The 20,496-nt window shown below is 66.5% G+C and carries 21 protein-coding genes, 1 tRNA gene and 2 pseudogenes; 20 read left to right on the plus strand and 4 right to left on the minus strand.

The window, feature by feature from the left end; genetic code table 11:
• Positions 1 to 65: 65 nt before the first annotated feature.
• From ASC87_RS20070 to tatC, 10 genes and pseudogenes are all read left to right on the plus strand, one after another.
• Complete coding sequence (locus tag ASC87_RS20070; RefSeq protein WP_056666296.1) at positions 66 to 941, plus strand: ATP-binding protein; 876 nt, start codon at positions 66 to 68, stop codon at positions 939 to 941.
• Positions 938 to 1,372 (plus strand): NUDIX domain-containing protein, encoded by a 435-nt coding sequence (locus ASC87_RS20075; protein WP_056666301.1) that lies wholly within the window; start codon positions 938 to 940, stop codon positions 1,370 to 1,372. The genes ASC87_RS20070 and ASC87_RS20075 overlap by 4 nt, the downstream gene beginning before the upstream one ends.
• A gap of 26 nt (positions 1,373 to 1,398) precedes the next feature.
• Positions 1,399 to 1,788 (plus strand): phosphoribosyl-AMP cyclohydrolase, encoded by a 390-nt coding sequence (gene hisI, locus ASC87_RS20080; RefSeq protein ID WP_056666305.1) that lies wholly within the window; start codon positions 1,399 to 1,401, stop codon positions 1,786 to 1,788.
• Positions 1,785 to 2,141, plus strand: a complete 357-nt coding sequence (locus ASC87_RS20085) for a phosphoribosyl-ATP diphosphatase (RefSeq protein WP_056666308.1) — start codon at positions 1,785 to 1,787, stop codon at positions 2,139 to 2,141. Before hisI ends, ASC87_RS20085 begins: the two co-directional genes overlap by 4 nt.
• Positions 2,138 to 2,515: a hypothetical protein gene (locus ASC87_RS20090; protein WP_056666312.1), complete on the plus strand. Its 378-nt coding sequence runs from the start codon at positions 2,138 to 2,140 to the stop codon at positions 2,513 to 2,515. Before ASC87_RS20085 ends, ASC87_RS20090 begins: the two co-directional genes overlap by 4 nt.
• Before the next feature lie 15 nt (positions 2,516 to 2,530).
• Complete coding sequence (locus ASC87_RS20095; protein WP_056666315.1) at positions 2,531 to 2,881, plus strand: histidine triad nucleotide-binding protein; 351 nt, start codon at positions 2,531 to 2,533, stop codon at positions 2,879 to 2,881.
• A gap of 67 nt (positions 2,882 to 2,948) precedes the next feature.
• The gene (gene tatA, locus ASC87_RS20100) at positions 2,949 to 3,179 is read left to right on the plus strand and encodes a Sec-independent protein translocase subunit TatA (protein ID WP_056666319.1); all 231 of its coding nucleotides are present in this window, start codon (positions 2,949 to 2,951) and stop codon (positions 3,177 to 3,179) included.
• Positions 3,180 to 3,219: 40 nt separating this feature from the next.
• A pseudogene (tatB, locus tag ASC87_RS33820) lies at positions 3,220 to 3,442 on the plus strand (Sec-independent protein translocase protein TatB); the annotation flags it as partial.
• A gap of 89 nt (positions 3,443 to 3,531) precedes the next feature.
• Positions 3,532 to 3,699, plus strand: a pseudogene (gene tatB, locus ASC87_RS33825) (twin-arginine translocase subunit TatB); the annotation flags it as partial.
• A gap of 99 nt (positions 3,700 to 3,798) precedes the next feature.
• Positions 3,799 to 4,572 (plus strand): twin-arginine translocase subunit TatC, encoded by a 774-nt coding sequence (gene tatC, locus ASC87_RS20110; protein ID WP_056666324.1) that lies wholly within the window; start codon positions 3,799 to 3,801, stop codon positions 4,570 to 4,572.
• 603 nt (positions 4,573 to 5,175) lie between these two features.
• On the opposite strand, the gene ASC87_RS20115 is transcribed toward tatC, so the two are convergent.
• Positions 5,176 to 6,351: a Do family serine endopeptidase gene (locus ASC87_RS20115; RefSeq protein ID WP_056666396.1), complete on the minus strand. Its 1,176-nt coding sequence runs from the start codon at positions 6,349 to 6,351 to the stop codon at positions 5,176 to 5,178.
• 17 nt (positions 6,352 to 6,368) lie between these two features.
• On the opposite strand from ASC87_RS20115, the gene ASC87_RS20120 reads away from it, so the two are divergent.
• Together ASC87_RS20120 and pdxA are read left to right on the plus strand one after the other, a co-directional pair.
• The gene (locus ASC87_RS20120; RefSeq protein WP_056666328.1) at positions 6,369 to 7,121 is read left to right on the plus strand and encodes a Nif3-like dinuclear metal center hexameric protein; all 753 of its coding nucleotides are present in this window, start codon (positions 6,369 to 6,371) and stop codon (positions 7,119 to 7,121) included.
• Positions 7,118 to 8,137 carry a 4-hydroxythreonine-4-phosphate dehydrogenase PdxA gene (pdxA, locus tag ASC87_RS20125; protein ID WP_235582223.1) on the plus strand — a complete coding sequence of 340 codons (1,020 nt, stop codon included), beginning with the start codon at positions 7,118 to 7,120 and terminating at the stop codon, positions 8,135 to 8,137. The genes ASC87_RS20120 and pdxA overlap by 4 nt, the downstream gene beginning before the upstream one ends.
• A 42-nt stretch (positions 8,138 to 8,179) precedes the next feature.
• Here pdxA and ASC87_RS20130 read toward each other — a convergent pair whose 3' ends face one another.
• Both ASC87_RS20130 and mscL read right to left on the minus strand, forming a co-directional pair.
• Complete coding sequence (locus ASC87_RS20130) at positions 8,180 to 10,780, minus strand: DUF1631 family protein (protein WP_082568797.1); 2,601 nt, start codon at positions 10,778 to 10,780, stop codon at positions 8,180 to 8,182.
• A 166-nt stretch (positions 10,781 to 10,946) separates the two neighbouring features.
• Entirely contained in the window at positions 10,947 to 11,372 is a 426-nt protein-coding gene (mscL, locus tag ASC87_RS20135; protein ID WP_056666337.1) for a large conductance mechanosensitive channel protein MscL, read from the minus strand.
• Between the two features lie 223 nt (positions 11,373 to 11,595).
• Between mscL and petA the strand changes: the two genes are divergently transcribed.
• The 6 genes from petA to ASC87_RS20165 all read left to right on the plus strand — a co-directional run bounded on the left by petA (position 11,596) and on the right by ASC87_RS20165 (position 15,883).
• Positions 11,596 to 12,195: a ubiquinol-cytochrome c reductase iron-sulfur subunit gene (gene petA, locus ASC87_RS20140; RefSeq protein ID WP_056666341.1), complete on the plus strand. Its 600-nt coding sequence runs from the start codon at positions 11,596 to 11,598 to the stop codon at positions 12,193 to 12,195.
• Between the two features lie 36 nt (positions 12,196 to 12,231).
• The gene (locus ASC87_RS20145; RefSeq protein ID WP_056666344.1) at positions 12,232 to 13,632 is read left to right on the plus strand and encodes a cytochrome bc complex cytochrome b subunit; all 1,401 of its coding nucleotides are present in this window, start codon (positions 12,232 to 12,234) and stop codon (positions 13,630 to 13,632) included.
• A 26-nt stretch (positions 13,633 to 13,658) separates the two neighbouring features.
• A complete protein-coding gene (locus ASC87_RS20150; RefSeq protein ID WP_056666348.1) occupies positions 13,659 to 14,429 on the plus strand; it encodes a cytochrome c1 in 771 nt (256 codons plus the stop codon).
• Positions 14,430 to 14,573: 144 nt separating this feature from the next.
• Positions 14,574 to 15,185, plus strand: coding sequence for a glutathione S-transferase N-terminal domain-containing protein (locus ASC87_RS20155; RefSeq protein WP_056666350.1), 612 nt, complete (start codon positions 14,574 to 14,576; stop codon positions 15,183 to 15,185).
• Between the two features lie 33 nt (positions 15,186 to 15,218).
• Positions 15,219 to 15,776: a ClpXP protease specificity-enhancing factor gene (locus ASC87_RS20160; RefSeq protein ID WP_056666353.1), complete on the plus strand. Its 558-nt coding sequence runs from the start codon at positions 15,219 to 15,221 to the stop codon at positions 15,774 to 15,776.
• A gap of 31 nt (positions 15,777 to 15,807) precedes the next feature.
• Positions 15,808 to 15,883 (plus strand) — tRNA-Thr (locus ASC87_RS20165).
• 272 nt (positions 15,884 to 16,155) lie between these two features.
• Here ASC87_RS20165 and ASC87_RS20170 read toward each other — a convergent pair.
• Positions 16,156 to 16,500, minus strand: a complete 345-nt coding sequence (locus tag ASC87_RS20170) for a DciA family protein (protein WP_235582224.1) — start codon at positions 16,498 to 16,500, stop codon at positions 16,156 to 16,158.
• Between ASC87_RS20170 and ASC87_RS20175 the strand changes: the two genes are divergently transcribed.
• Together ASC87_RS20175 and secA are read left to right on the plus strand one after the other, a co-directional pair.
• The gene (locus ASC87_RS20175; RefSeq protein ID WP_056666358.1) at positions 16,484 to 17,455 is read left to right on the plus strand and encodes a M23 family metallopeptidase; all 972 of its coding nucleotides are present in this window, start codon (positions 16,484 to 16,486) and stop codon (positions 17,453 to 17,455) included. The two genes, ASC87_RS20170 and ASC87_RS20175, sit on opposite strands and share 17 nt — an antisense overlap.
• Positions 17,456 to 17,631: 176 nt before the next feature.
• Positions 17,632 to 20,379 carry a preprotein translocase subunit SecA gene (gene secA / locus ASC87_RS20180; protein WP_056666361.1) on the plus strand — a complete coding sequence of 916 codons (2,748 nt, stop codon included), beginning with the start codon at positions 17,632 to 17,634 and terminating at the stop codon, positions 20,377 to 20,379.
• Positions 20,380 to 20,496: the final 117 nt, after the last annotated feature.

Raw genomic sequence — 20,496 nt, forward strand, 5'->3', positions numbered from 1 at the left:
AGAGAAATCCCTGGTGGACCGGGCCCCGGTAAACTGCCTGCGGTTTCCCCGTCATCGCCCACGCCATGCCCATCGCCCCCGACGCCCTCCAACACCTGATCTCGCGCGCCGAGTCGCTGATCACCCGCCTCGAGGCGGTGCTGCCCCACCCGCTGGAAGCGCCCGACTGGTCCGCGTCGGTGGCCTTCCGCTACCGCAAGCGGTCGGGGTCGAGCCGCCTGGAGCCGGTGCGCCACGTGGCGCACATCCGGCTGGCCCACATCGTCGAGGTGGACGCCCAGAAAGAGCGCCTGCTGCGCAACACCGCCCAGTTCGTGGCGGGCCACGCCGCCAACAACGTGCTCCTCACCGGCGCCCGTGGCACGGGCAAGAGTTCGCTCGTGAAGGCCTGCCTGAACGAGTTCGCCGGCCAGGGCTTGCGCTTGATCGAGGTGGACAAGGCCGACCTGGTGGACCTGCCCGACATCCTCGACCTCGTCACCGACCTCCCCGAGAAGTTCATCGTGTTCTGCGACGACCTGAGCTTCGACGACGGCGAACCCGGCTACAAGGAGTTGAAGTCCATCCTCGACGGCACGGTCTCGCAATCGGCCGACAACGTGCTGGTCTACGCCACCAGCAACCGCCGCCACCTGCTGCCCGAGTACATGAAGGAGAACCTCACGTACAAGCACACCGAGGACGGCGAGGTGCACCCGGGCGAAGGCGTCGAGGAAAAGATTTCCCTCAGCGAACGGTTCGGCCTCTGGGTGAGCTTCTACCCGTTCAGCCAGGACGAGTACCTCGCCATCGTGGGCCAGTGGCTGCGCGGCTTCGGGGTGTCCGAGGCCGACATCGCCGCCTGCCGCCAGGAAAGCCTCGTGTGGGCCCTGGAACGCGGCTCCCGGTCCGGCCGGGTGGCCTTCCAGTTCGCGAAGGATTTCAGCGGGAGGCTCGCATGAGCGAGGCGACCGAACGCACCCCGGTCGACGTGGCCGTGGGCGTGCTGATCGATGCCGACGGCCGTTTCCTGCTCACGTCCCGCCCCGAGGGCAAGGTGTACGCCGGCTACTGGGAGTACCCGGGCGGCAAGCTGGAGGTGGGCGAATCGGTGGAGCAGGCGCTTCGGCGCGAGTTGCACGAGGAACTGGGCATCACGATCGGCGAAGCCCACCCGTGGCGCATCGAACTCATGGACTACCCGCACGCCCGCGTGCGCCTGCATTTCTGCAAGGTGTACGACTGGCGGGGCGAGTTCGAGATGCGCGAGCAGCAGTCGATGGCCTGGCAGACGCTGCCGGTGGCCGTGGGCCCGGTGCTGCCTGGCACGATCCCCGTGCTGGAATGGTTCGCCGAAGAACGTGGTTTCTCGGGGGCCACCCACGGCAACTGACCTTCCCCGATGGTTACACTCATCCGATGAACTGGCTCAACGACATCCAATGGGACAGCAACGGCCTCGTCCCCGTGATCGCGCAGGAAGTCGGCACGAACGACGTGCTGATGTTCGCGTTCATGAACCGTGAAGCGCTTGCCCAGACGGCCGAGCTGGGCGAAGCCGTGTACTGGAGCCGCTCGCGCGGGCGCCTGTGGCACAAGGGCGAGGAATCCGGCCACACGCAAACCGTGCACGAGATCCGCATGGACTGCGACAACGACGTGGTGCTGCTGAAGGTCACGCAGAACGGGCACGCGCCCGGCATCGCCTGCCACACCGGCCGGCACAGCTGCTTTTTCCAGCAATACAAGGACGGCGCCTGGCACACCGTGGAGCCGGTGCTGAAAGACCCGGAGCGCATCTACAAATGAGCACCCCGAACGGCAACGACACGCTCGCCCGCCTCGCCGAGGTGATCGCCCAGCGGCGTGGCGGCGACCCCGACAAGAGCTACGTCGCGCGGCTTTTCCACAAGGGCACCGACGCCATCCTCAAGAAGATCGGTGAAGAAGCCACCGAAACGGTCATGGCCGCGAAGGACGGCGACCCGAAAAAGCTCGTCTACGAGGTGGCCGACCTGTGGTTCCACTCCATGCTGGCGCTGGAAGCCTTCGGGATGTCGCCTGCCGACGTGCTGGCGGAACTGGAACGCCGTGAAGGGCTCTCAGGCCTGGAAGAGTTCGCGGCACGCAATCTCAAGGCACGGGAGGGTGACGGCACATGAACGACCTCGTGACACTCAGCGAGAAAGAGCAGGGCCTCAAGACCATCGGGCACATCAGCTACGCGCTGCATGCCATCGTGGCCGTGGCCGCCGTGCTGCCGGGCGCCCAGGCCAGCATCGTGCTGCTGCTCATCGCCTTCATCCTCGACCTGGTGAAGAAGGACGAAGCCACCGGCAACTGGCAGCAAAGCCACTTCGCGTGGCGCATCCGGTCGGTGCTGTGGGCCGGCATCCTCTACGTCGTCACGTTGCCGTTGTGGCTGCTGCTGTTCTTCCCGGGCTGGATCGCCTGGGCACTGATCTCGCTGTGGTTCCTCTACCGTGTCGTGCGCGGCTGGGTGAACCTCAACTCCAACACCCCGATGCCGCAATGACACGGCCCGCCCACCATGAACGTTGACCACAGCTGCATCTTCTGCAAGATCGTTGCCGGCCAGATCCCGAGCCGCAAGGCCTACGAGGACGACGAATTCCTCGCGTTCCACGACATCGCGCCGTGGGCGCCGGTGCACGTGCTCGTCGTCCCGAAAAACCACATCGCCACCCTGTACGACACCGACGCGTCACAGCACGCTGGCATGCTCGGGCGCATGCTGGCACTGGCGCCGCGCCTCGCACGCGAGCAGGGCGCCACCAACGGGTTCCGCACCGTCATCAACACCGGGTCCGACGGCGGGCAGGAGGTTTATCACCTCCACATGCACGTGATCGGCGGTCCCCGCCCCTGGGCGAAGGGGTGAAGCCGGCCACTTCGGGCCACTTCCCGCGCTTCGCCTAAAATCCTCACATTCCTTCAGGAGACAGATCATGGGTTCGTTCAGCATTTGGCACTGGCTCATCGTGCTGGTGATCGTGGTGTTGGTGTTCGGCACGAAAAAGCTGAAGAACATCGGCTCCGACCTCGGTGGCGCCGTCAAGGGCTTCAAGGACGGCGTGAAGGACGGCGGCGCAGCGCCGGCCGACCCGTCGCAGCAGGTCGCCGCCAACAAGGCAGCCGACCCCAACACGGTGGACGTGGAAGCGAAGTCCAAGTCGTGATGTCCAACGCGCACTCGGCCAACGTCGGGCGCCCCGCCTCATGATCGACTTCGGCTTCGACAAGATCGCCCTGATCAGCGCCGTTGCGCTGATCGTGATCGGGCCTGAAAAGCTGCCGCGCGTGGCCCGCACCGTGGGCCACCTGATCGGCAAGGCGCAGCGTTACGTGGCCGATGTGAAGGCCGAGGTGAACCGCTCCATCGAGCTCGACGAGCTCAAGAAGATGAAGAGCGAGGTCGAGGACGCCGCGCGCAACGTCGAGAAGTCTGTCTCCGAGCAGATCCACCAAACCACTGGCGACCTGAATGCCGCGTGGAACGATGCGGAACCGCCCTCGTTCAGCGGCGGCCTCCACGAAGGCCTCACGCCGGTGCCTGAGTACAAGCACCCCAAGAAGCGCTGGCGCCTGCGCCAGTCGGCCATGCCGCAGTGGTACAAGCAGCGCCACGGCGTGCGCGGCAAGGCGCAGTCGGGTGCCGCGCGGGTGGCGCGCTTCCGGCCGCCCGGTTCTTCGGCCTGATGCTCCGGTCCGATTTTTCGACCGGATTCTTGGGGCTCCAGGCCCTCCTGACTCCCGACACCACCGCACCAGGGCCCGGTCAACACCGGCCGGACACACATGAACGACGAACTGGAAGGGACTGAACAGCCCTTCGTTTCCCACCTGATCGAACTGCGCGACCGGCTCATCCGGTCCGTGGTGGCCATCGGCGTGTGTTTTGGCGCGCTCGCGCTGTGGCCGGGGCCGGCCGGGCTCTTCGAGTTGCTCGCCCACCCCATGATCGCCACGCTGCCGTCGGGTGGTGCCATGATCGCCACCAGCGTGATCTCGCCGTTCATGGTGCCGCTGAAGGTGACCCTGATGGCCGCCTTCCTGCTGGCGCTGCCCATCGTGCTGTACCAGGTGTGGGCCTTCGTGGCCCCCGGCCTCTACATGCACGAGAAGAAGCTCGTGCTGCCGCTCGTGATCTCCAGCACCATCCTGTTCCTGCTGGGCGTGGCGTTCTGCTACTTTTTCGTGTTCGGGCAGGTGTTCCGGTTCATCCAGAGCTTTGCACCCAAGACCATCACCGCCGCGCCGGATGTCGAGGCGTACCTGAGCTTCGTGATGAGCATGTTCATCGCGTTCGGCGCCGCGTTCGAGGTGCCCGTAGTGGTGGTGCTGCTGGCCCGCATGGGCCTCGTCACCATCGACAAGTTGAAGGCCTTCCGCGGCTACTTCATCGTCATCGCGTTCATCATCGCCGCGGTCATCACCCCGCCCGACGTGGTGTCGCAGCTGGCCCTGGCCATCCCCATGTGCCTGCTGTACGAGTGTGGTATCTGGGCTGCGGTGGTGTTCATACGGCACACGCAGGCGCCTGCGGAAGGGTCTACCCCGCCGACGGGTTGATCGACGGGGGGCTGCCCCGTCTCCCCCTGTTTGCTGCGGGATGTGGTTTTTCTCTGGCGAGGCCGCGCCGGGACTCGGCCCGGCAGCCGAGTTACCTTTCTGGTCGCGCCCAGAAAGGTAACCCAAAGATGCGCTCGAACACCAGCTTCCCGGAACTTTGCTCGGGCGCTTCGAGTGGCCAATCCCCCGCGCGACCACTGTCTCCAGCGGCACCGTTACCTATCCCGCGCATCAAGGGTGCCGGCTCGCTTCGCCTCGCTGCGCATCGGCTGGTTCTCTGGTCACCCCGACGAAAGTCGNCTCCAGCGGCACCGTTACCTATCCCGCGCATCAAGGGTGCCGGCTCGCTTCGCCTCGCTGCGCATCGGCTGGTTCTCTGGTCACCCCGACGAAAGTCGTGGCCCACCGGCCCAATGGGTCCGGGCTTCCGCTGGAACGACAAGCATCGGGCGAGCGAGCGAAGCGGCAAAGCCCCGAAGCGCGTGCGCCAGGGGAGCCAAGCGCAGCGAGCGACAGATCAAGCTACCCGCGAGCCCGGGTCTCCCGGGCGACCCGGGGCGCCCCCCTCGGGGGGGCAGGAGCGAAGCGACGTGGGGGGCGCAATCACTCCCGTTTTGCCGAGACCTTCGGCCGCTGGGCCACCGTCACTTTCAGCTCCAGCGCTTTTTCCCCGCGCTGCACGCCGATCACCGTCTTGTCCTGCGGCTTGAGCGCCGCCACGGCCGTCAGCAGCTGCGAGACGTTGACGACGGGCTTGTCGCCCACCTTGGTGACCACGTCGCCCGGCCGCACACCGCCGGCGCTGGCGGGGCCGTTTTGCAGCACCCCGGTGATCAGCACACCCTGCTGGATGGGCAGGTTGAAGGTTTCCGCGATCTCGGGCGTGAGGTCGCGGGGTTCCACGCCGATCCAGCCGCGGGTGACCTGGCCATCCTTGATCAGGCCTTCCATCACCTGGCGGGCCGTGGAGACAGGGATCGCGAAGCCGATGCCCAGGCTGCCGCCGCTGCGCGAGTAGATGGCGGTGTTGATGCCCAGCAGGTTGCCGTTCGGGTCGACGAGGGCGCCACCCGAGTTGCCGGGGTTGATGGCCGCATCGGTCTGGATGAAGTTCTCGAACGTGTTGATGCCGAGCTGGTTGCGCCCGAGCGCGCTGACGATGCCCGACGTCACCGTCTGGCCCACGCCGAAGGGGTTGCCGATGGCCAGCACCACGTCACCCACCTCCAGCGTGTCGGCGCTGCCAAACGCGATGACCGGCAGCTTGTCGAGCTTGATCTTGAGCACGGCCACGTCGGTCTCGGGGTCGGTGCCCACCACTTCGGCGCGCACCTGGCGGCGGTCGGGCAATTGCACTTCGATGTCGTCGGCGCCCTCGATCACGTGGTTGTTGGTGAGCAGGTAGCCCTCGGCCGAAACGATCACGCCCGAGCCCAGCCCCACCTGCGGTTGCTGCTGCCGGTTCTGGCCTTCCTCACCGAAGAAGAAACGGAACCACGGGTCGTTTTCGTGCGGGTTGCGGGCTGGCGCCTTGCTGGCCGTGATGCTGACGACCGCCGGGGTGGCCCGTTTGGCCGCACTGCTGTAGCTGAGCACCCGCTGCACCCCGCTGGCTGACCCTTCGGCCGTGGGGGCGGCCTCGATGATCGAGACGATGTTGGGCAACATGCCCGTGTGGTTGCCTCCCCGGAGCCAATCGGGCTTCAAGGTGGCGACGACAAACAACACTGCCACCGATACGGTGACCGCTTGGGAGAAAATGAGCCACGTCTTGCGCATCACCGACATCCTGTTCCATGACCCCACGCACCGAAATCGAGTCCTATCTGAACACCTTGCTCGAGGTGGGGAAGTTCAGGGATTATGGTCCGAATGGACTTCAGGTCGAGGGCAAGGACGGGGTTGGCAAGGTCGTCTCCGGTGTCACGGCCAGCCTCGCGTTCATCGAGGCGGCGGTCGCCCAGCAGGCCGATGCCGTGCTGGTGCACCACGGCCTCTTCTGGAAGGGGTATGAGGGCCGCATCACGGGCTGGATGAAAAAGCGCATCGAGCTGCTGCTCACGCACCAGATCAACCTGTTCGCCTACCACCTGCCGCTCGATGCCCACCCGCACCTGGGCAATAACGCCCAGTTCGGCCACCGCCTGAAGTTTTCCGCCGATGCCCGGTTCGGCGACCAGGACCTCGGCTTCATCGGCACGCCGTCGCAGCCGCTGACCACGGCCGGGCTGGGGGCCTTGCTGAAGTTCCGCCTCAACCGCGACCCGGTCGTGGTGGATGGCGCGCCCGGCCGGCAGATCCGCCGCGTGGCCTGGTGCACCGGAGGCGCGCAGGGCTACTTCGAGGGGGCCATCGCCGCCGGGGCGGACGCCTACATCACCGGCGAGATCTCCGAGCCCCAGGCCCATCTCGCGCGGGAAACCGGCGTGGCCTTTTTTGCCTGCGGCCACCATGCGAGCGAACGCTACGGCGCCCCTGCGCTCGGCGCCCACATCGCCGAGAAGTTCGGGCTGGTCCACGAGTTCATCGAGATCGACAACCCGGCATGAGCGCGCCTGCACCGCTGCTGCTGACGATGGGCGACGTGGCCGGTGTCGGCCCCGAGATCCTCGTGCAGGCGTTCGTGTCCGGGCAGGCGCAAGGCGCCGTCGTGCTGGGCGACGTGCCCGCGATGCGCCGTGCCGCCGACGTCGTGGGCGGCGGGGCCGTCGTGGTGCCCGTCGACGGGTTCGACGGCTTGGCCGCCTTGCCCGCCGGTGCGGTGCCGGTGCTGCAGGTGACCGGCCTGCCGGCCAACCTGTCGCAGGTGCCGTTCGGGCACATCGACGCGCGGGCCGGCGCCGCGGCGGCGGCGTGCATCCGCGAGGCGGTGCGGCGGGTCCGTGCCGGTGACGGAAGGGCCATCGTCACCGCGCCCATCCACAAGGAAGCGCTGTCGGCGGCCGGTGTGGCGTTTCCCGGGCACACGGAGATGTTGCAGGCGCTGTCGGTCGATCCCGGGCAGCCGCTGCCGCCGGTGCGCATGATGCTGGCCAACGACGAACTCCGCACGGTGCTCGTCACCATCCACCTGTCCTTGCGGCGGGCCATCGATGCCGTGACGTTCGACGCCGTGTGCGAGACCATCCGCATCGCCGACGCGTCGGTGCGCCAGTTCGGCGTGGTGCGCCCGCGCATCGCCGTGGCCGGGTTGAACCCGCACGCAGGGGAGGGCGGGTTGTTCGGCGACGAGGAACTGCGCGTGATCGGCCCCGCGGTGGAGGCGGCCCGGGCCCAGGGCATCGACGCCAGCGGCCCGTTTGCGCCCGACACCGTGTTCATGCGCGCCCGGAACGTGCCGGGTCACCCAGGCGAGTTCGACGTGGTGGTGGCCATGACCCACGACCATGGGCTGATCCCGGTGAAGTACCTGGGTGTGGAGCAGGGCGTCAACGTGACACTGGGGCTGCCGTTCGTGCGCACCAGCCCCGACCATGGCACGGCGTTCGACCTGGCCGGCACCGGGCGCGCCGACCCCGCCAGCCTGATGGCAGCGGTGCGGATGGCGCGGGTGCTGGCGGGCTGAGAGGCTGAGAGGGGGCTGCCATCCCGGCCGGGATGACCGAGGTCAGCGCTTCCCGAGCGGTGCCCGGTCGGTGGCGCCCTTGTCGCCCTTGCCCTTCGACAACGCCGCCAGCTGCTTGCGGGCGCGGGCCGTGGCCCGTTCCATCAGGTACGCGCTCTCGAAGGCGCGGAAACGGCCGGTCTCGCACATGCGCGACAGCATGCGCGACGTGAGCGACACCGTCTCGGTGTGGCGCTTGCCTCGCGTGAACACGAAAAACGCGCGGCCCGGGCTGACGTAGCTCAACCGCACCTTCTGCCATTCGTCGTTCAGGTTCATCTGGTACGCGAACCCCAGGCGCACGTGGTCGATGAGGTGGGCGCCCTGGGTGGGCGGCTCGGACGGGTCGGGTGGGGCGTCGAGGTTGATGTCGAGGCCCACGGCCGACAGGTCGAGGTCCAGCTCGCCGGGCGTGGTGCTCTGGTCGCTCGACACCGGCTCGGCTTCGGGGCCGGCCGACAGGTCGATGTCGATCTCGCCCGCCCAGTTGACGGCATTTTCCTCGACGAGGCCGATGCGCTTGGCTTCTTCGGGCGTGAACTGCGGCTCGATGGGTGACGCACCGGTGGAGGTCATCGGCACGTCGCGCAGCAGCGCGTCGGTTTCCGGCACCGGTGTGTTGAACACCCCCTCCAGCTGCTTGGCCAGGAGGTTGTATTCCAGCTCCGTCATGGGCTGGCCCTTGAGCGACTCCGCATGCGCGGGCAGCAGGCGGCTGAAGAATTCCTTCTGCGCCGCCTCGGGCCAACCGATCAGCCGCAGGCCCTCGTTGAGGTCCTTCATCAGCGGCGGCAGCTGCATCAGGAACTTCTTGCGCAGCGCCGGCGAACCCTTCGGCTGCACGCTCATCACCAGGTCGCGGCCCGCGCGGCGCAGCCGCTGCACGATCTCGGACTGCGGGCCTTCCTTGCGCGTGCCGAGCGCCAGCGCCTGGCTCCACACCTGGGACAGGAAGTCACGCAGGTAGTCCTGCAGGGCCAGCGGGGCCAGGGCGGTCTGCAGTTGCAGCATGTAGCGCTGCTGCACCCGCAGGTCGGATTCCTTGTTGTTGACGACCGAGACTGCCTCGGACGCCTGCGACACGTCTTCCTTGGCCTGTTGGGCGATGAAGTTCTCGAGCGACGCGACCTTGGCGGTGTACACCTCCATCTGGTCGAAATCGCCCTCGACGATCTCCTGGACCAGTTCGCGCACGCGGGCCAGGAACTGCTGGCCCGGGCCGCTGTCGAATTCCTCGAAGGCGAGCGCGAGCGAGGCGATGCGGTTCACGAAACGCCGCACAGGGTGCTTGCGCGACGAGAAGAAGGTCTGGTCACTCAGGGCCACGCGCAGCACGGGCAGCTGCAGCCGGGCAATCTGGCGCGCCATCTGAGGCGGCACCCGCGGGTCCGACAGGATCTGGTCGAACAGGCTGCCCACCACGTCGATGACCATGTGGTCGAGCGTGCCCGTGGAGGCCTGGCGCAACTCGTCGCGGTGCGCCCGGATCATGTTGACGGCCATCATGGCCGGCTGCCCCGGCCGGCTGGCCGAGAACGGCATGGGTGCGCTGGCGCCGCCGAGGCCGGCGCCCGACCCGGTGGTGGCGCCGCCGCCGTGGCCCAGTCCGCCCAGGTCGCTCAGCTCGGCGGGCCGGCTGGCGAGGAACGTGAGCCGGCGGATCAGCGTCATCAGCTCGGCGTCGGCCTGGGGCGAAACGCCCGGGCGCGGCGTGAAGCGGCCGGCGCCGGCCTGGCCCGGGCCGCGGCCGGAACCGGAGGAGCCCCAGGCGCCGGATGCCGTGCGCCCGCTGCCCGTGGGGTGGCCCCCCGGCCCGGAGTGGTGGGGCAGGGCGCCGTCGAATTCCGAGGCGGTGGTGGTGGTGTCGAAGCCGCCGGCCCGGGTGGACGAACCGGTGTCGTGGCGCAGCGTGTCGTAGCCGGAGATGACCCGGTCGCGGCCGAAGTCGTTGCCCGGCCCCTCGACGCCCCGCACGGACAGGCTCACCGGCTGGATGCCGCGGGCCCGGAAGTCGCCCGCGATGTCGCGGTAGCACTCGGGCATCACCTTCGACAGGGCGGCGCCCAGCTCGCGGGCGAGCACCTTGCGGCTCTCGATGTCGTTGGTGATGCTGCAGATGGCGCGGTACACGGCGGCACCTAGCACCTCGGGGCGAAGCGGGTTGCGGTCGTGGTCGGCCCGGCCGATGCCGAGCATCGCGCCGGTGAAGGCGGCCAGGTCACGGAGTTCCCATTCGCAGCCGAGGGCGATGGCCTGGCTGATGCGGTCGGCGAACATGCGCTCCTCGACCTCGTCGTCATTGACGAGGCTGAGCGATTGCCAGTCGGTCTCGGCCAGCTTGCGGCTGGGTTCGTGCTGCGGACTCACCTCGCGGGCCACCCGCTTGCTGAGCGTGTCGCCCAGCGTGAGCACGTAGTTGCTCATGTTGCGGCGCAGGTCGAGCTGGGCGTTGATGAGGAGGTCGCGTTCGAACACCCGCTGGGCCCCCGAGGCCAGGATGCCCAGGTGGGTGGCCACGCGATCCGCCACGGCCGCCGTGGTCGTTCGCATGTGGTTGATCGCCGCGTCGAAGGCGGCTTGTGAGCGTGGATCGGTCAGGTTCATGTCGAACAACACCGCGGGTCCGGCCGGGACACGCGCAGGAGGGCGAAACCGGCGTGCAAGTCACGCAAGTATGGCCCCAAACGAAAACGGGCTGTTCCGCACTGCAGCAAGCCGGCGCCGGCCGGTGCGCAGCAGTTCACGACGGTGCGGCCACCCCGGCTGGAAATCACTTCTTCAGCGCGTCGCGGATTTCGCGGAGCAGCACCACGTCTTCCGGCGTGGCCGCGGGCGCCTCGGGTTCCTCCTTCTTGAGCCGGTTGATCTGCTTGACCATCACGAAGATGATCAACGCGAGGATGACGAAGTTCAACGCCACGGTCAGGAAGTTGCCGTAGGCGAAGAGCGGCACCCCGGCCTTGCTGAGCCCCTCGTACGTCATGGGGCCGGCATAGCCCGCGGGCGGGGGCGACAGCATGATGAAATAACTCGAGAAATCCAGGCCGCCGATCACCTTGCCCACGAGCGGCATGATCAGGTCCTTGACGATCGAGTCGACGATCTTGCCGAACGCGGCGCCGATGATCACGCCCACGGCGAGGTCGACGACGTTGCCCTTCATCGCGAACTGCTTGAACTCGGTCACGAATCCCATGGTCTCTCTCCAGATTGGTCGAGCTGTTGTTGGCGGCTATTGTCAACGTTCACACGCTTCCTGGGATGGCCGTCTGGTGATTTTCCACGGCCGTTCACACCCGGCGCGGGTGCTGCCTTGTCTGCGTTGCGCAACTCGGACGGCAGGTGATGCTCTGACCCCTTGACACACCCGTTAGAATGCCGGGTTACCCAAGATCAGAAGTCTTCGTTCGAGGAATCCCATGAGTGACCAGCAAGTCGACAGCGGCAAACGCACCTGGCTCATCGCCTCCAGTTGTGCCGGTGTGGTGGGTGGCGTGGCCGTCGCCGTTCCCTTTGTCAGCACCTTCCAGCCGTCCGAGCGCGCCCGCGCCGCCGGCGCCGCCGTCGAGGTCGACATCGGTGGCCTGAAAGAAGGCGAGAAGCTCACCGTCGAATGGCGCGGCAAGCCCGTCTGGATCGTGCGCCGCACGAAGGCCCAACTCGACGCCCTCGCCAAGCTCGACGGCCAGCTGGCCGACCCGAAGTCGGAGCGCAAGCCCTCGGAACTCACGCCCGAGTACGCCCGCAACGAGTACCGGTCCATCAAGCCCGAATTCCTGGTCACCGTCGGCATCTGCACCCACCTCGGCTGCTCCCCGTCCGACAAGTTCGTCCCGGGCCCGCAAGCCTCGCTCCCGGACGACTGGCAAGGCGGTTTCCTGTGCCCGTGCCACGGCTCCACCTTCGACATGGCCGGCCGCGTCTTCAAGAACAAGCCCGCACCCGACAACCTCGAGGTGCCGCCGCACATGTACCTGTCCGACACGCGCTTGGTCATCGGCGAAGACAAAAAGGCCTGACGGCAGTCAGTCACGGCATTCCAGGAGATTTCCCCCATGGCTGAATTCAAACAAGTCGCCGCCAACGCCCCCGTGGCCGAGAAGCTGTTGAACTGGGTCGACAACCGCTTCCCCGCCAGCAAGCTCTACAAAGAGCACATGAGCGAGTACTACGCTCCGAAGAACTTCAACTTCTGGTACATCTTCGGTTCGCTGGCGCTCCTGGTCCTCGTGATCCAGATCGTCACCGGCATCTTCCTCGTGATGCACTACAAGCCCGATGCCACGCTGGCATTCGCATCGGTCGAGTACATCATGCGCGACGTGCCGTGGGGCTGGCTCATCCGCTACATGCACTCCACCGGCGCCTCGGCGTTCTTCGTGGTGGTGTACCTGCACATGTTCCGCGGCATGATCTACGGCAGCTACCGCAAGCCGCGTGAACTCGTCTGGATCTTCGGCTGCGCCATCTTCCTCTGCCTGATGGCCGAGGCCTTCATGGGCTACCTGCTGCCGTGGGGCCAGATGTCGTACTGGGGCGCCCAGGTGATCGTGAACCTGTTCGCGTCGGTGCCGTTCGTGGGCCCTGACCTGGCGCTGCTGATCCGTGGCGACTACGTGGTGTCCGACGCCACCCTGAACCGCTTCTTCAGCTTCCACGTGATCGCCGTGCCGCTCGTGCTGCTGGGCCTGGTCGTCGCGCACATCATCGCGCTGCACGAAGTGGGTTCCAACAACCCCGACGGCGTGGAAATCAAGTCCAGGAAGGACGCCCTGGGCCGCCCGCTCGACGGCATCCCATTCCACCCGTACTACACCGTCCACGACATCTTCGGCGTGAGCGTGTTCCTGATCGCCTTCTCGGCCATCCTGTTCTTCGCGCCCGAGTTCGGCGGCTACTTCCTCGAGTACAACAACTTCATCCCGGCCGACCCGCTGAAGACCCCGGCGCACATCGCCCCGGTCTGGTACTTCACGCCGTACTACTCGATGCTGCGTGCCACCACCACCGAGCTGGTCTACGTGTTCGTTGCCCTGATCGGCCTCGGCGCCGTGCTCGCCATCGTCAAGGGCCGCTTCCCGGCCGCGGTGAAGGCAGCCATTGCCGTCGTCGCGCTGGTGGCCGCCGCGCTGCTGCTGACGTTCGAGCCGAAGTTCTGGGGTGTGGTCGTGATGGGCGGTGCCGTCATCATCATGTTCTTCCTGCCCTGGCTCGACTACGCCGAAGCCAAGTCCATCCGCTACCGCCCCACGTGGCACAAGTGGATGTACGCGGTCTTCGTGTTGGTGTTCGTGGTGCTCGGCTACCTGGGTGTGCAGCCGCCGTCCCCGGTGGGCGAGCGTGTCTCCCAGATCGGCACGCTGTTCTACTTCGGCTTCTTCATCCTGATGCCCTGGTGGAGCCGCATCGGCCAATCCAAGCCCGTCCCCGATCGCGTGGTCTTCCACGCCCATTGAGCCGACGCCTGACGGAAATCCACACCATGAAGAAACTGATCCTCATCCTCCTGACGTCGCTGTGCCTGACGTCGCAGGTGTCGGCGTCCGAAGGCGGCGTGGCCTGGGACAAGTTCCCCACGGCCAAGCTGACCGACGTGGCGTCGCTCCAGAACGGCGCCAAGCTGTTCGTCAACTACTGCCTGAACTGCCACTCGGCCGCGTTCATGCGCTACAACCGCCTGCGCGACCTGAACCTCACCGAGGACCAGATCAAGCAGAACCTGATGTTCACCACCGAGAAGGTCGGTGACACCATGAAGGTGGCGCTCGATCCGAAGCAGGCCAAGGACTGGTTCGGCGGCACCCCGCCCGACCTGACCGTCATCGCCCGCTCGCGTGCCGACATCGGCAAGGGCTCCGGCGCCGACTACCTCTACACCTACCTGCGTTCCTACTACCGCGACGACACGAAGGCCACGGGCTGGAACAACCTCGCGTTCCCGAGCGTCGGCATGCCGCACGTGCTGTGGGAATTGCAGGGCCAGCGCACCGCCAAGTACGTCGAAGAGGCCGACCCGCACCACGAAGGCAAGACCACCCACCGGTTCGCCGGCTTCGAGCAGCTCACCCCGGGCCAACTGACCCAGGTGCAGTACGACGACGCCGTCGCCGACCTCGTGGGCTACATGCAGTGGATGGGCGAGCCGGCCCAGAACCACCGCGTGCGCCTCGGCGTGTGGGTGCTGCTCTTCCTGTCGGTGTTCACCGTCATTGCGTGGCGACTGAACGCCGCGTACTGGAAAGACATCAAATAACCAGTCCGTGCGGACGGGTCGCCGCTTGGTGATCCCCCGTGCGGCACGATCCCGTGCGCCAACGGAGTGGACGCCGCCCTGGCGGTTCGTCTGCTCCGTTTGCACTTTTCCCGCTACCTCTCCAGCCCAAAAGGAGCCGCCACCATGATGGTGCTTTACTCCGGAACGACCTGCCCTTACTCGCACCGTTGCCGCTTCGTTCTGTTCGAAAAGGGCATGGACTTCGAAATTCGCGACGTCGATCTCTTCGCGAAGCCCGAAGACATCCAGTTGATGAACCCGTACAACGAAGTGCCGATCTTGGTCGAACGCGACCTGATCCTGTACGAGTCGCACATCATCAACGAGTACATCGACGAGCGCTTCCCGCACCCGCAGCTGATGCCCGGGGACCCGGTGGCCCGCGCCCGCGTGCGCCTGTTCCTGCTCAACTTCGAGAAGGAGCTGTTCGCCCACGTCAACGTGCTCGAGTCGCGCAACATCAAGCCGAACGACAAGCAGCTCGAGAAGGCCCGCGCCCAGATCCGCGATCGCCTGACCCAGCTCGCCCCGATCTTCCTGAAGAACAAGTTCATGCTCGGTGACGACTTCTCGATGCTCGATGTCGCGATCGCCCCGCTGCTGTGGCGCCTCGACTACTACGGCATCGACATGTCGAAGAATGCCGTGCCGCTGCTGAAGTACGCGGAACGCATCTTCTCGCGCCCGGCGTACATCGAGGCACTGACGCCGTCCGAAAAGGTCATGCGCAAGTAAGTTGATCACGGCACAGCACGAGAGCCTCGTTTCATGATTCCAACCGCACCCGGCAACAACGGCACGTCGACGCGCCCGTACCTGATCCGTGCCCTGCACGACTGGTGCACCGACAACGGCTTCACGCCGTACATCGCGGTGTTCGTCGATGCCAGCGTCAAGGTGCCGATGGAATACGTGAAGAACAACGAGATCGTGCTGAACGTGGGCTTCGAGGCCACGACGGGCATGAAACTCGGCAACGAGTACATCGAGTTCAAGGCCCGCTTCGGCGGCACATCGCGCGACATCATCGTGCCGGTGGACCACGTGATCGCCATCTACGCCCGTGAAAACGGGCAGGGCATGGCGTTCCCGGCACCCACCGAAGTGCACACGCCGGCCGCGGGCGATGTGGCGGAGGCCTCCCCGGCCGCCGCTGAACGTCCGGCGCCGGCCTCAGGCGGCGGGCTGCGCCTGGCCAGCACCGACGGCCAGCCGCAGCAGGCCACCACCCCCGATGCGCCCGAAGGCGAACCGGGCGACAGCCCCACCACGCCGGAACCCCCGGCACCCGGTGGCGGCCGCCCGTCGCTCAAGCGCATCAAATAGTGACAGTTGCGTCGCTAGAATCACAGATTCAGCCCTTGTAGCTCAGTTGGTAGAGCAGCGGTTTTGTAAACCGAAGGTCGCGGGTTCGATTCCTGCCGGGGGCACCATTTTCAAGACAAGGGGCCACGTTCATCCACCGGATCGAACGAAGGCCCAGGGCGTTCAAAGCGCCCACAACCCGCACCAATGCTGAAGATCCCGGCCTACGCCGGGATGACGCGAGTAGCAACAGGGCGAGCGAAGCGAAGCCCGGGAACGCGAACGCGAAGCGTCAAGCGAGCAACGCGAAGCGCCAAATCAAGCCACCGCCGAGCCCGGGTCCCCCGGGCGACCGCGGGCTCCCCCTCGGGGGGACCGGCGCGAAGCGCCGTAGGGGGCCTCATTGAACCCGTATTCTGATTGCAGTAACCTGCATCCCTCGGGCCCGTAATGCGTCTTCGAGGCGGGGCAGCAGTTGGCGCACTTTCGCGCCCACCGCGGCATTGGCCACCAGCAGCGTCCAGCCCGCTTCGTCGATGGGGCCGGGTTTCAGGTGGGGGCCCAGGGCCGGGGGCACCACGGACCGCACCACCGCCAGGCGAGCTTGTGATTCTTTCAGCAGGTGCTGCAGGCGCGCCAGGGGCGTGCTGCGGCTGATGGCCTCTTCGATTCGAAGGGCGTCAGGGGTCATGGGGCGACGAGGTTTCACCGCGAGGAGTTTAACGACGATGCAGATCTTGATCACCCACGGGACATTGGCAAAAACGCGCGTGCTCAGCTTCAACCGGCTGCAGCTGGCGGCGGCGCTCGTGTTCCTCATGGTGGTGCTGATGGGCCTGTCTGGCACCATCTATCACGCGGTCTTCCTGAAGGCCGCCCGCGAAGGCTGGCCGGTGGTGAGCCAGGTGGTGCGGCTGGTGGTGCGCGACGAGTTCGCCCAACGCGACCGCTTCATGCGCGAGAACCTCGACGCCATGGCCCAGAAGGTGGGCGAGATGCAAGCCAAGCTCGTGCGCCTGGAGGCCATGGGCGAGCGGGTGTCGGGCCTGGCCGGGGTCAAGCCCGAGGAATTGCGCCAGCTGGTCGAACCCGCGCCCGTGAAGGGCGGCGGCCAGGGTGGTCCGTTCGTGCCGGCCAAGTCGTCGTCCATGCAGCAGCTCAACGACCTGGTGTCTTCGCTCGACGCGTCGGCCGAGCAGAGCTCCGACCTCTTCACGCTGGTGGAGTCGCGCCTGTTCGAGCGCCGCCTGTCGTCGCTGATGGTGCCCAACTCCCGCCCGCTGAACGGTCCCATCGGGTCCGGCTTCGGTTTCCGCAGCGACCCGTTCACCGGCCGCGCCGCGCTGCACACGGGCCTCGACTTCCCTGCCGATTCCGGTACTGCCATCATGGCCGCCGCCGGCGGCGTGGTGCGCTCCACCGACTACCATCCCGCCTACGGCAACCTGCTCGAGGTGGACCATGGCAACGGCCTCGTGACCCGCTACGCACACACGTCGAAGATCCTCGTGAAGGCCGGCGACCTGGTCAAGCGCGGCCAGGTGGTGGCCGAGGTGGGCACCACGGGGCGGTCCACCGGGCCGCACCTGCATTTCGAGGTGATGGTGGAGGGCGTCCAGCAGGACCCCGCCAAGTTCCTGGCGGGCAAGGGGGCCGTGCCCACGCAGCAGGCGGACGCGACACCTGCCAAGAGTCATTGACCCTCCCGGGGACTGCTGAACCCCGGTGCTAAAATCCGCGGCTTTCGCCGCCGACCCGATGTGACGCGCCTTGCAATCGGCAGGCGTGGTCCCATCTGGGCGTAGTCTCTTCGCGTGTGGGTCGGGCAATGCCCGGCCCATTTGCATGTTTGCCCCTCCAACTTCCCCGACGCTGCATGTTGCCCAAGCTTCTCACCCAGATTTTCGGTAGCCGCAACGACCGGCTGCTCAAGCAGTACCGTCAGGTGGTGCAGCGAGTCAACGCACTGGAGCCGCAGTTCGAGGTTCTGGACGACGCCGCGCTGCAGGCCAAGACCGCCGAATTCAGGCAACGCGTGGCCAACGGCGAGACGCTCGACCAACTGCTGCCCGAAGCCTTCGCCGTCGTGCGCGAGGCCGGCAAGCGCGTGCTGAAGATGCGCCACTTCGACGTGCAGCTGATCGGCGGCATGGCCCTCACCGGCGGCAAGATCGCCGAGATGCGCACCGGCGAAGGCAAGACGCTGATGGCCACGCTGCCCGTGTACCTGAACGCCCTGACGGGGTTGGGCGTTCACGTCGTCACGGTCAACGACTACCTCGCCCGGCGCGATGCCGAGTGGATGGGCAAGCTGTACAACTTCCTCGGCCTGTCGGTGGGCGTGAACCTGCCGCAGATGCCGCGCGAGCAGAAGCAGGCCGCTTACGCCGCCGACGTCACCTACGGCACGAACAACGAGTTCGGCTTCGACTACCTGCGCGACAACATGGTCTACGAGACGGCCGACCGCGTGCAGCGCGGCCTCACCTACGCCATCGTCGACGAGGTCGACTCCATCCTGATCGACGAAGCCCGCACGCCGCTGATCATCAGCGGCCAGGCCGAAGACCACACCGAGCTCTACGTGCGCATCAACGCCGTGGTGCCCAAGCTGAAAAAGCAGATCGGCGAACTCGACCTGCGCACCGGCGAAGGCGTGATCGATCCGGGCGACTTCACCGTCGATGAAAAATCGCACCAGGTCTTCCTCACCGAAGACGGCCACGAGAACGCCGAGCGCATCCTGTCCGAGGCCGGCCTGCTGGCCGAAGGCGCCAGCCTGTACGACGCGGCCAACATCTCGCTGATGCACCACGTGTACGCGGCACTGCGCGCACGCCACCTGTACAACCGCGACCAGCACTACGTCGTCCAGGAAGGCGAAGTGGTGATCGTCGACGAATTCACCGGCCGCCTGATGACGGGCCGCCGCTGGTCGGACGGCCTGCACCAGGCCGTCGAGGCCAAGGAAGGCGTGAAGATCCAGAGCGAGAACCAGACGCTCGCGTCCATCACGTTCCAGAACTACTTCCGCATGTACGGCAAGCTCGGTGGCATGACCGGCACGGCCGACACCGAGGCGTACGAATTCCAGGAAATCTACAGCCTGGAAACCGTGATCGTGCCGCCGAACAAGCCCACGGCCCGCAAGGACGAACTCGACCTGGTCTACAAGACCGACAAGGAAAAGTTCAACGCCGTCATCCTCGACATCCGGGACTGCCACGAGCGGGGCCAGCCGGTGCTGGTGGGTACCACCTCCATCGAGAACTCCGAACTGATCTCGGGCCTGCTGAAAAAGGCTGACCTGCCGCACCAGGTGCTCAACGCCAAGCAGCATGCGAAGGAAGCCGAGATCGTCGCGCAGGCCGGGCGCCCTGGCGTGATCACCATCGCCACCAACATGGCCGGCCGCGGCACCGACATCGTGCTCGGCGGCAACGTCGAGCGCCAGGTGCAACTGATCGAAGCCGACCCGGCGCTGCCCGACGAGGAGAAGGCGGCACGCGCCAAGCAGCTGCACGACGAATGGCAGGGCCTGCACGACCAGGTCAAGGCTGCCGGTGGCTTGCGCATCATCGCCACCGAACGCCACGAATCGCGCCGCATCGACAACCAGCTGCGTGGCCGTTCGGGCCGCCAGGGCGACCCGGGCTCGTCGCGCTTCTACCTGTCCCTCGAAGACTCGCTGATGCGCATTTTCGCGGGCGACCGTGTGCGCGCCATCATGGAGCGCCTGAAGATGCCCGAAGGCGAGGCCATCGAGGCCGGCATCGTCTCGCGCAGCATCGAAAGCGCCCAGCGCAAGGTCGAGGCCCGCAACTTCGACGTGCGCAAGCAGCTGCTCGAGTACGACGACGTCTCGAACGACCAGCGCAAGGTCATCTACCAGCAGCGCAACGAAATCCTGGAGGCGGCATCGCTCGAAGAGCAGGTCACCAACCTGCGCGCCAGCACGCTGATCGACGTGGTGCGCACGTATGTGCCCGCCGAAAGCCTCGAGGAGCAGTGGGACCTGGACGGTCTCGAGAAGGTGTTGCGTGACGAATGGCAGCTCGACGTGCCGCTGAAGGCCACCGTCGAGAAGAGCAACACCATCACCGACGACGACATCCGCGAGTTGGTGGTCAAGGCCGGCCACGACGTCTTCAACGACAAGCTCCAGCGTGTGGGTGCCGAGCAGTTCCTGCCGTTCGAACGCATGATCTTCCTGCAGTCGATCGACCAGCACTGGCGCGAGCACCTGGCCGCGCTCGACTACCTGCGCCAGGGTATCCACCTGCGCGGCTACGCCCAGAAGAACCCGAAGCAGGAATACAAGCGCGAGGCCTTCGAACTCTTCAGCCAGCTGCTCGACGTGGTGAAGATGGACGTCACCCGCATCCTGCTGACCGTGCGCATCCAGAGCCAGGAGCAGGTGGCCGAGGCGGCCGAGGCCATCGAGGACCGTGCCGACGCCATCAGCAACATCACCTACACGCACCCGAACGAAGACGGCAGCATCGCGCAGGAAACCGATCCCAGCACGATGCCCGACGGCGGGCTGCCCAAGGTGGGCCGCAACGACCCGTGCCCTTGTGGCAGTGGCAAGAAGTACAAGCAGTGCCACGGCAAGCTGAGCTGAACCACCTGCGCCAGCGTGTGTGACCAGACGGAGCCCTCGGGCTCCGTTTTCGATGGGCGATCCCTTTGCGTTCGCGGGCCGTTGGCGTTACGCTGACCAGCGCGCGACACACCGTGC

The sequence above is a fragment of the Rhizobacter sp. Root1221 genome, assembly GCF_001425785.1.
GTDB lineage: Bacteria > Pseudomonadota > Gammaproteobacteria > Burkholderiales > Burkholderiaceae_C > Rhizobacter.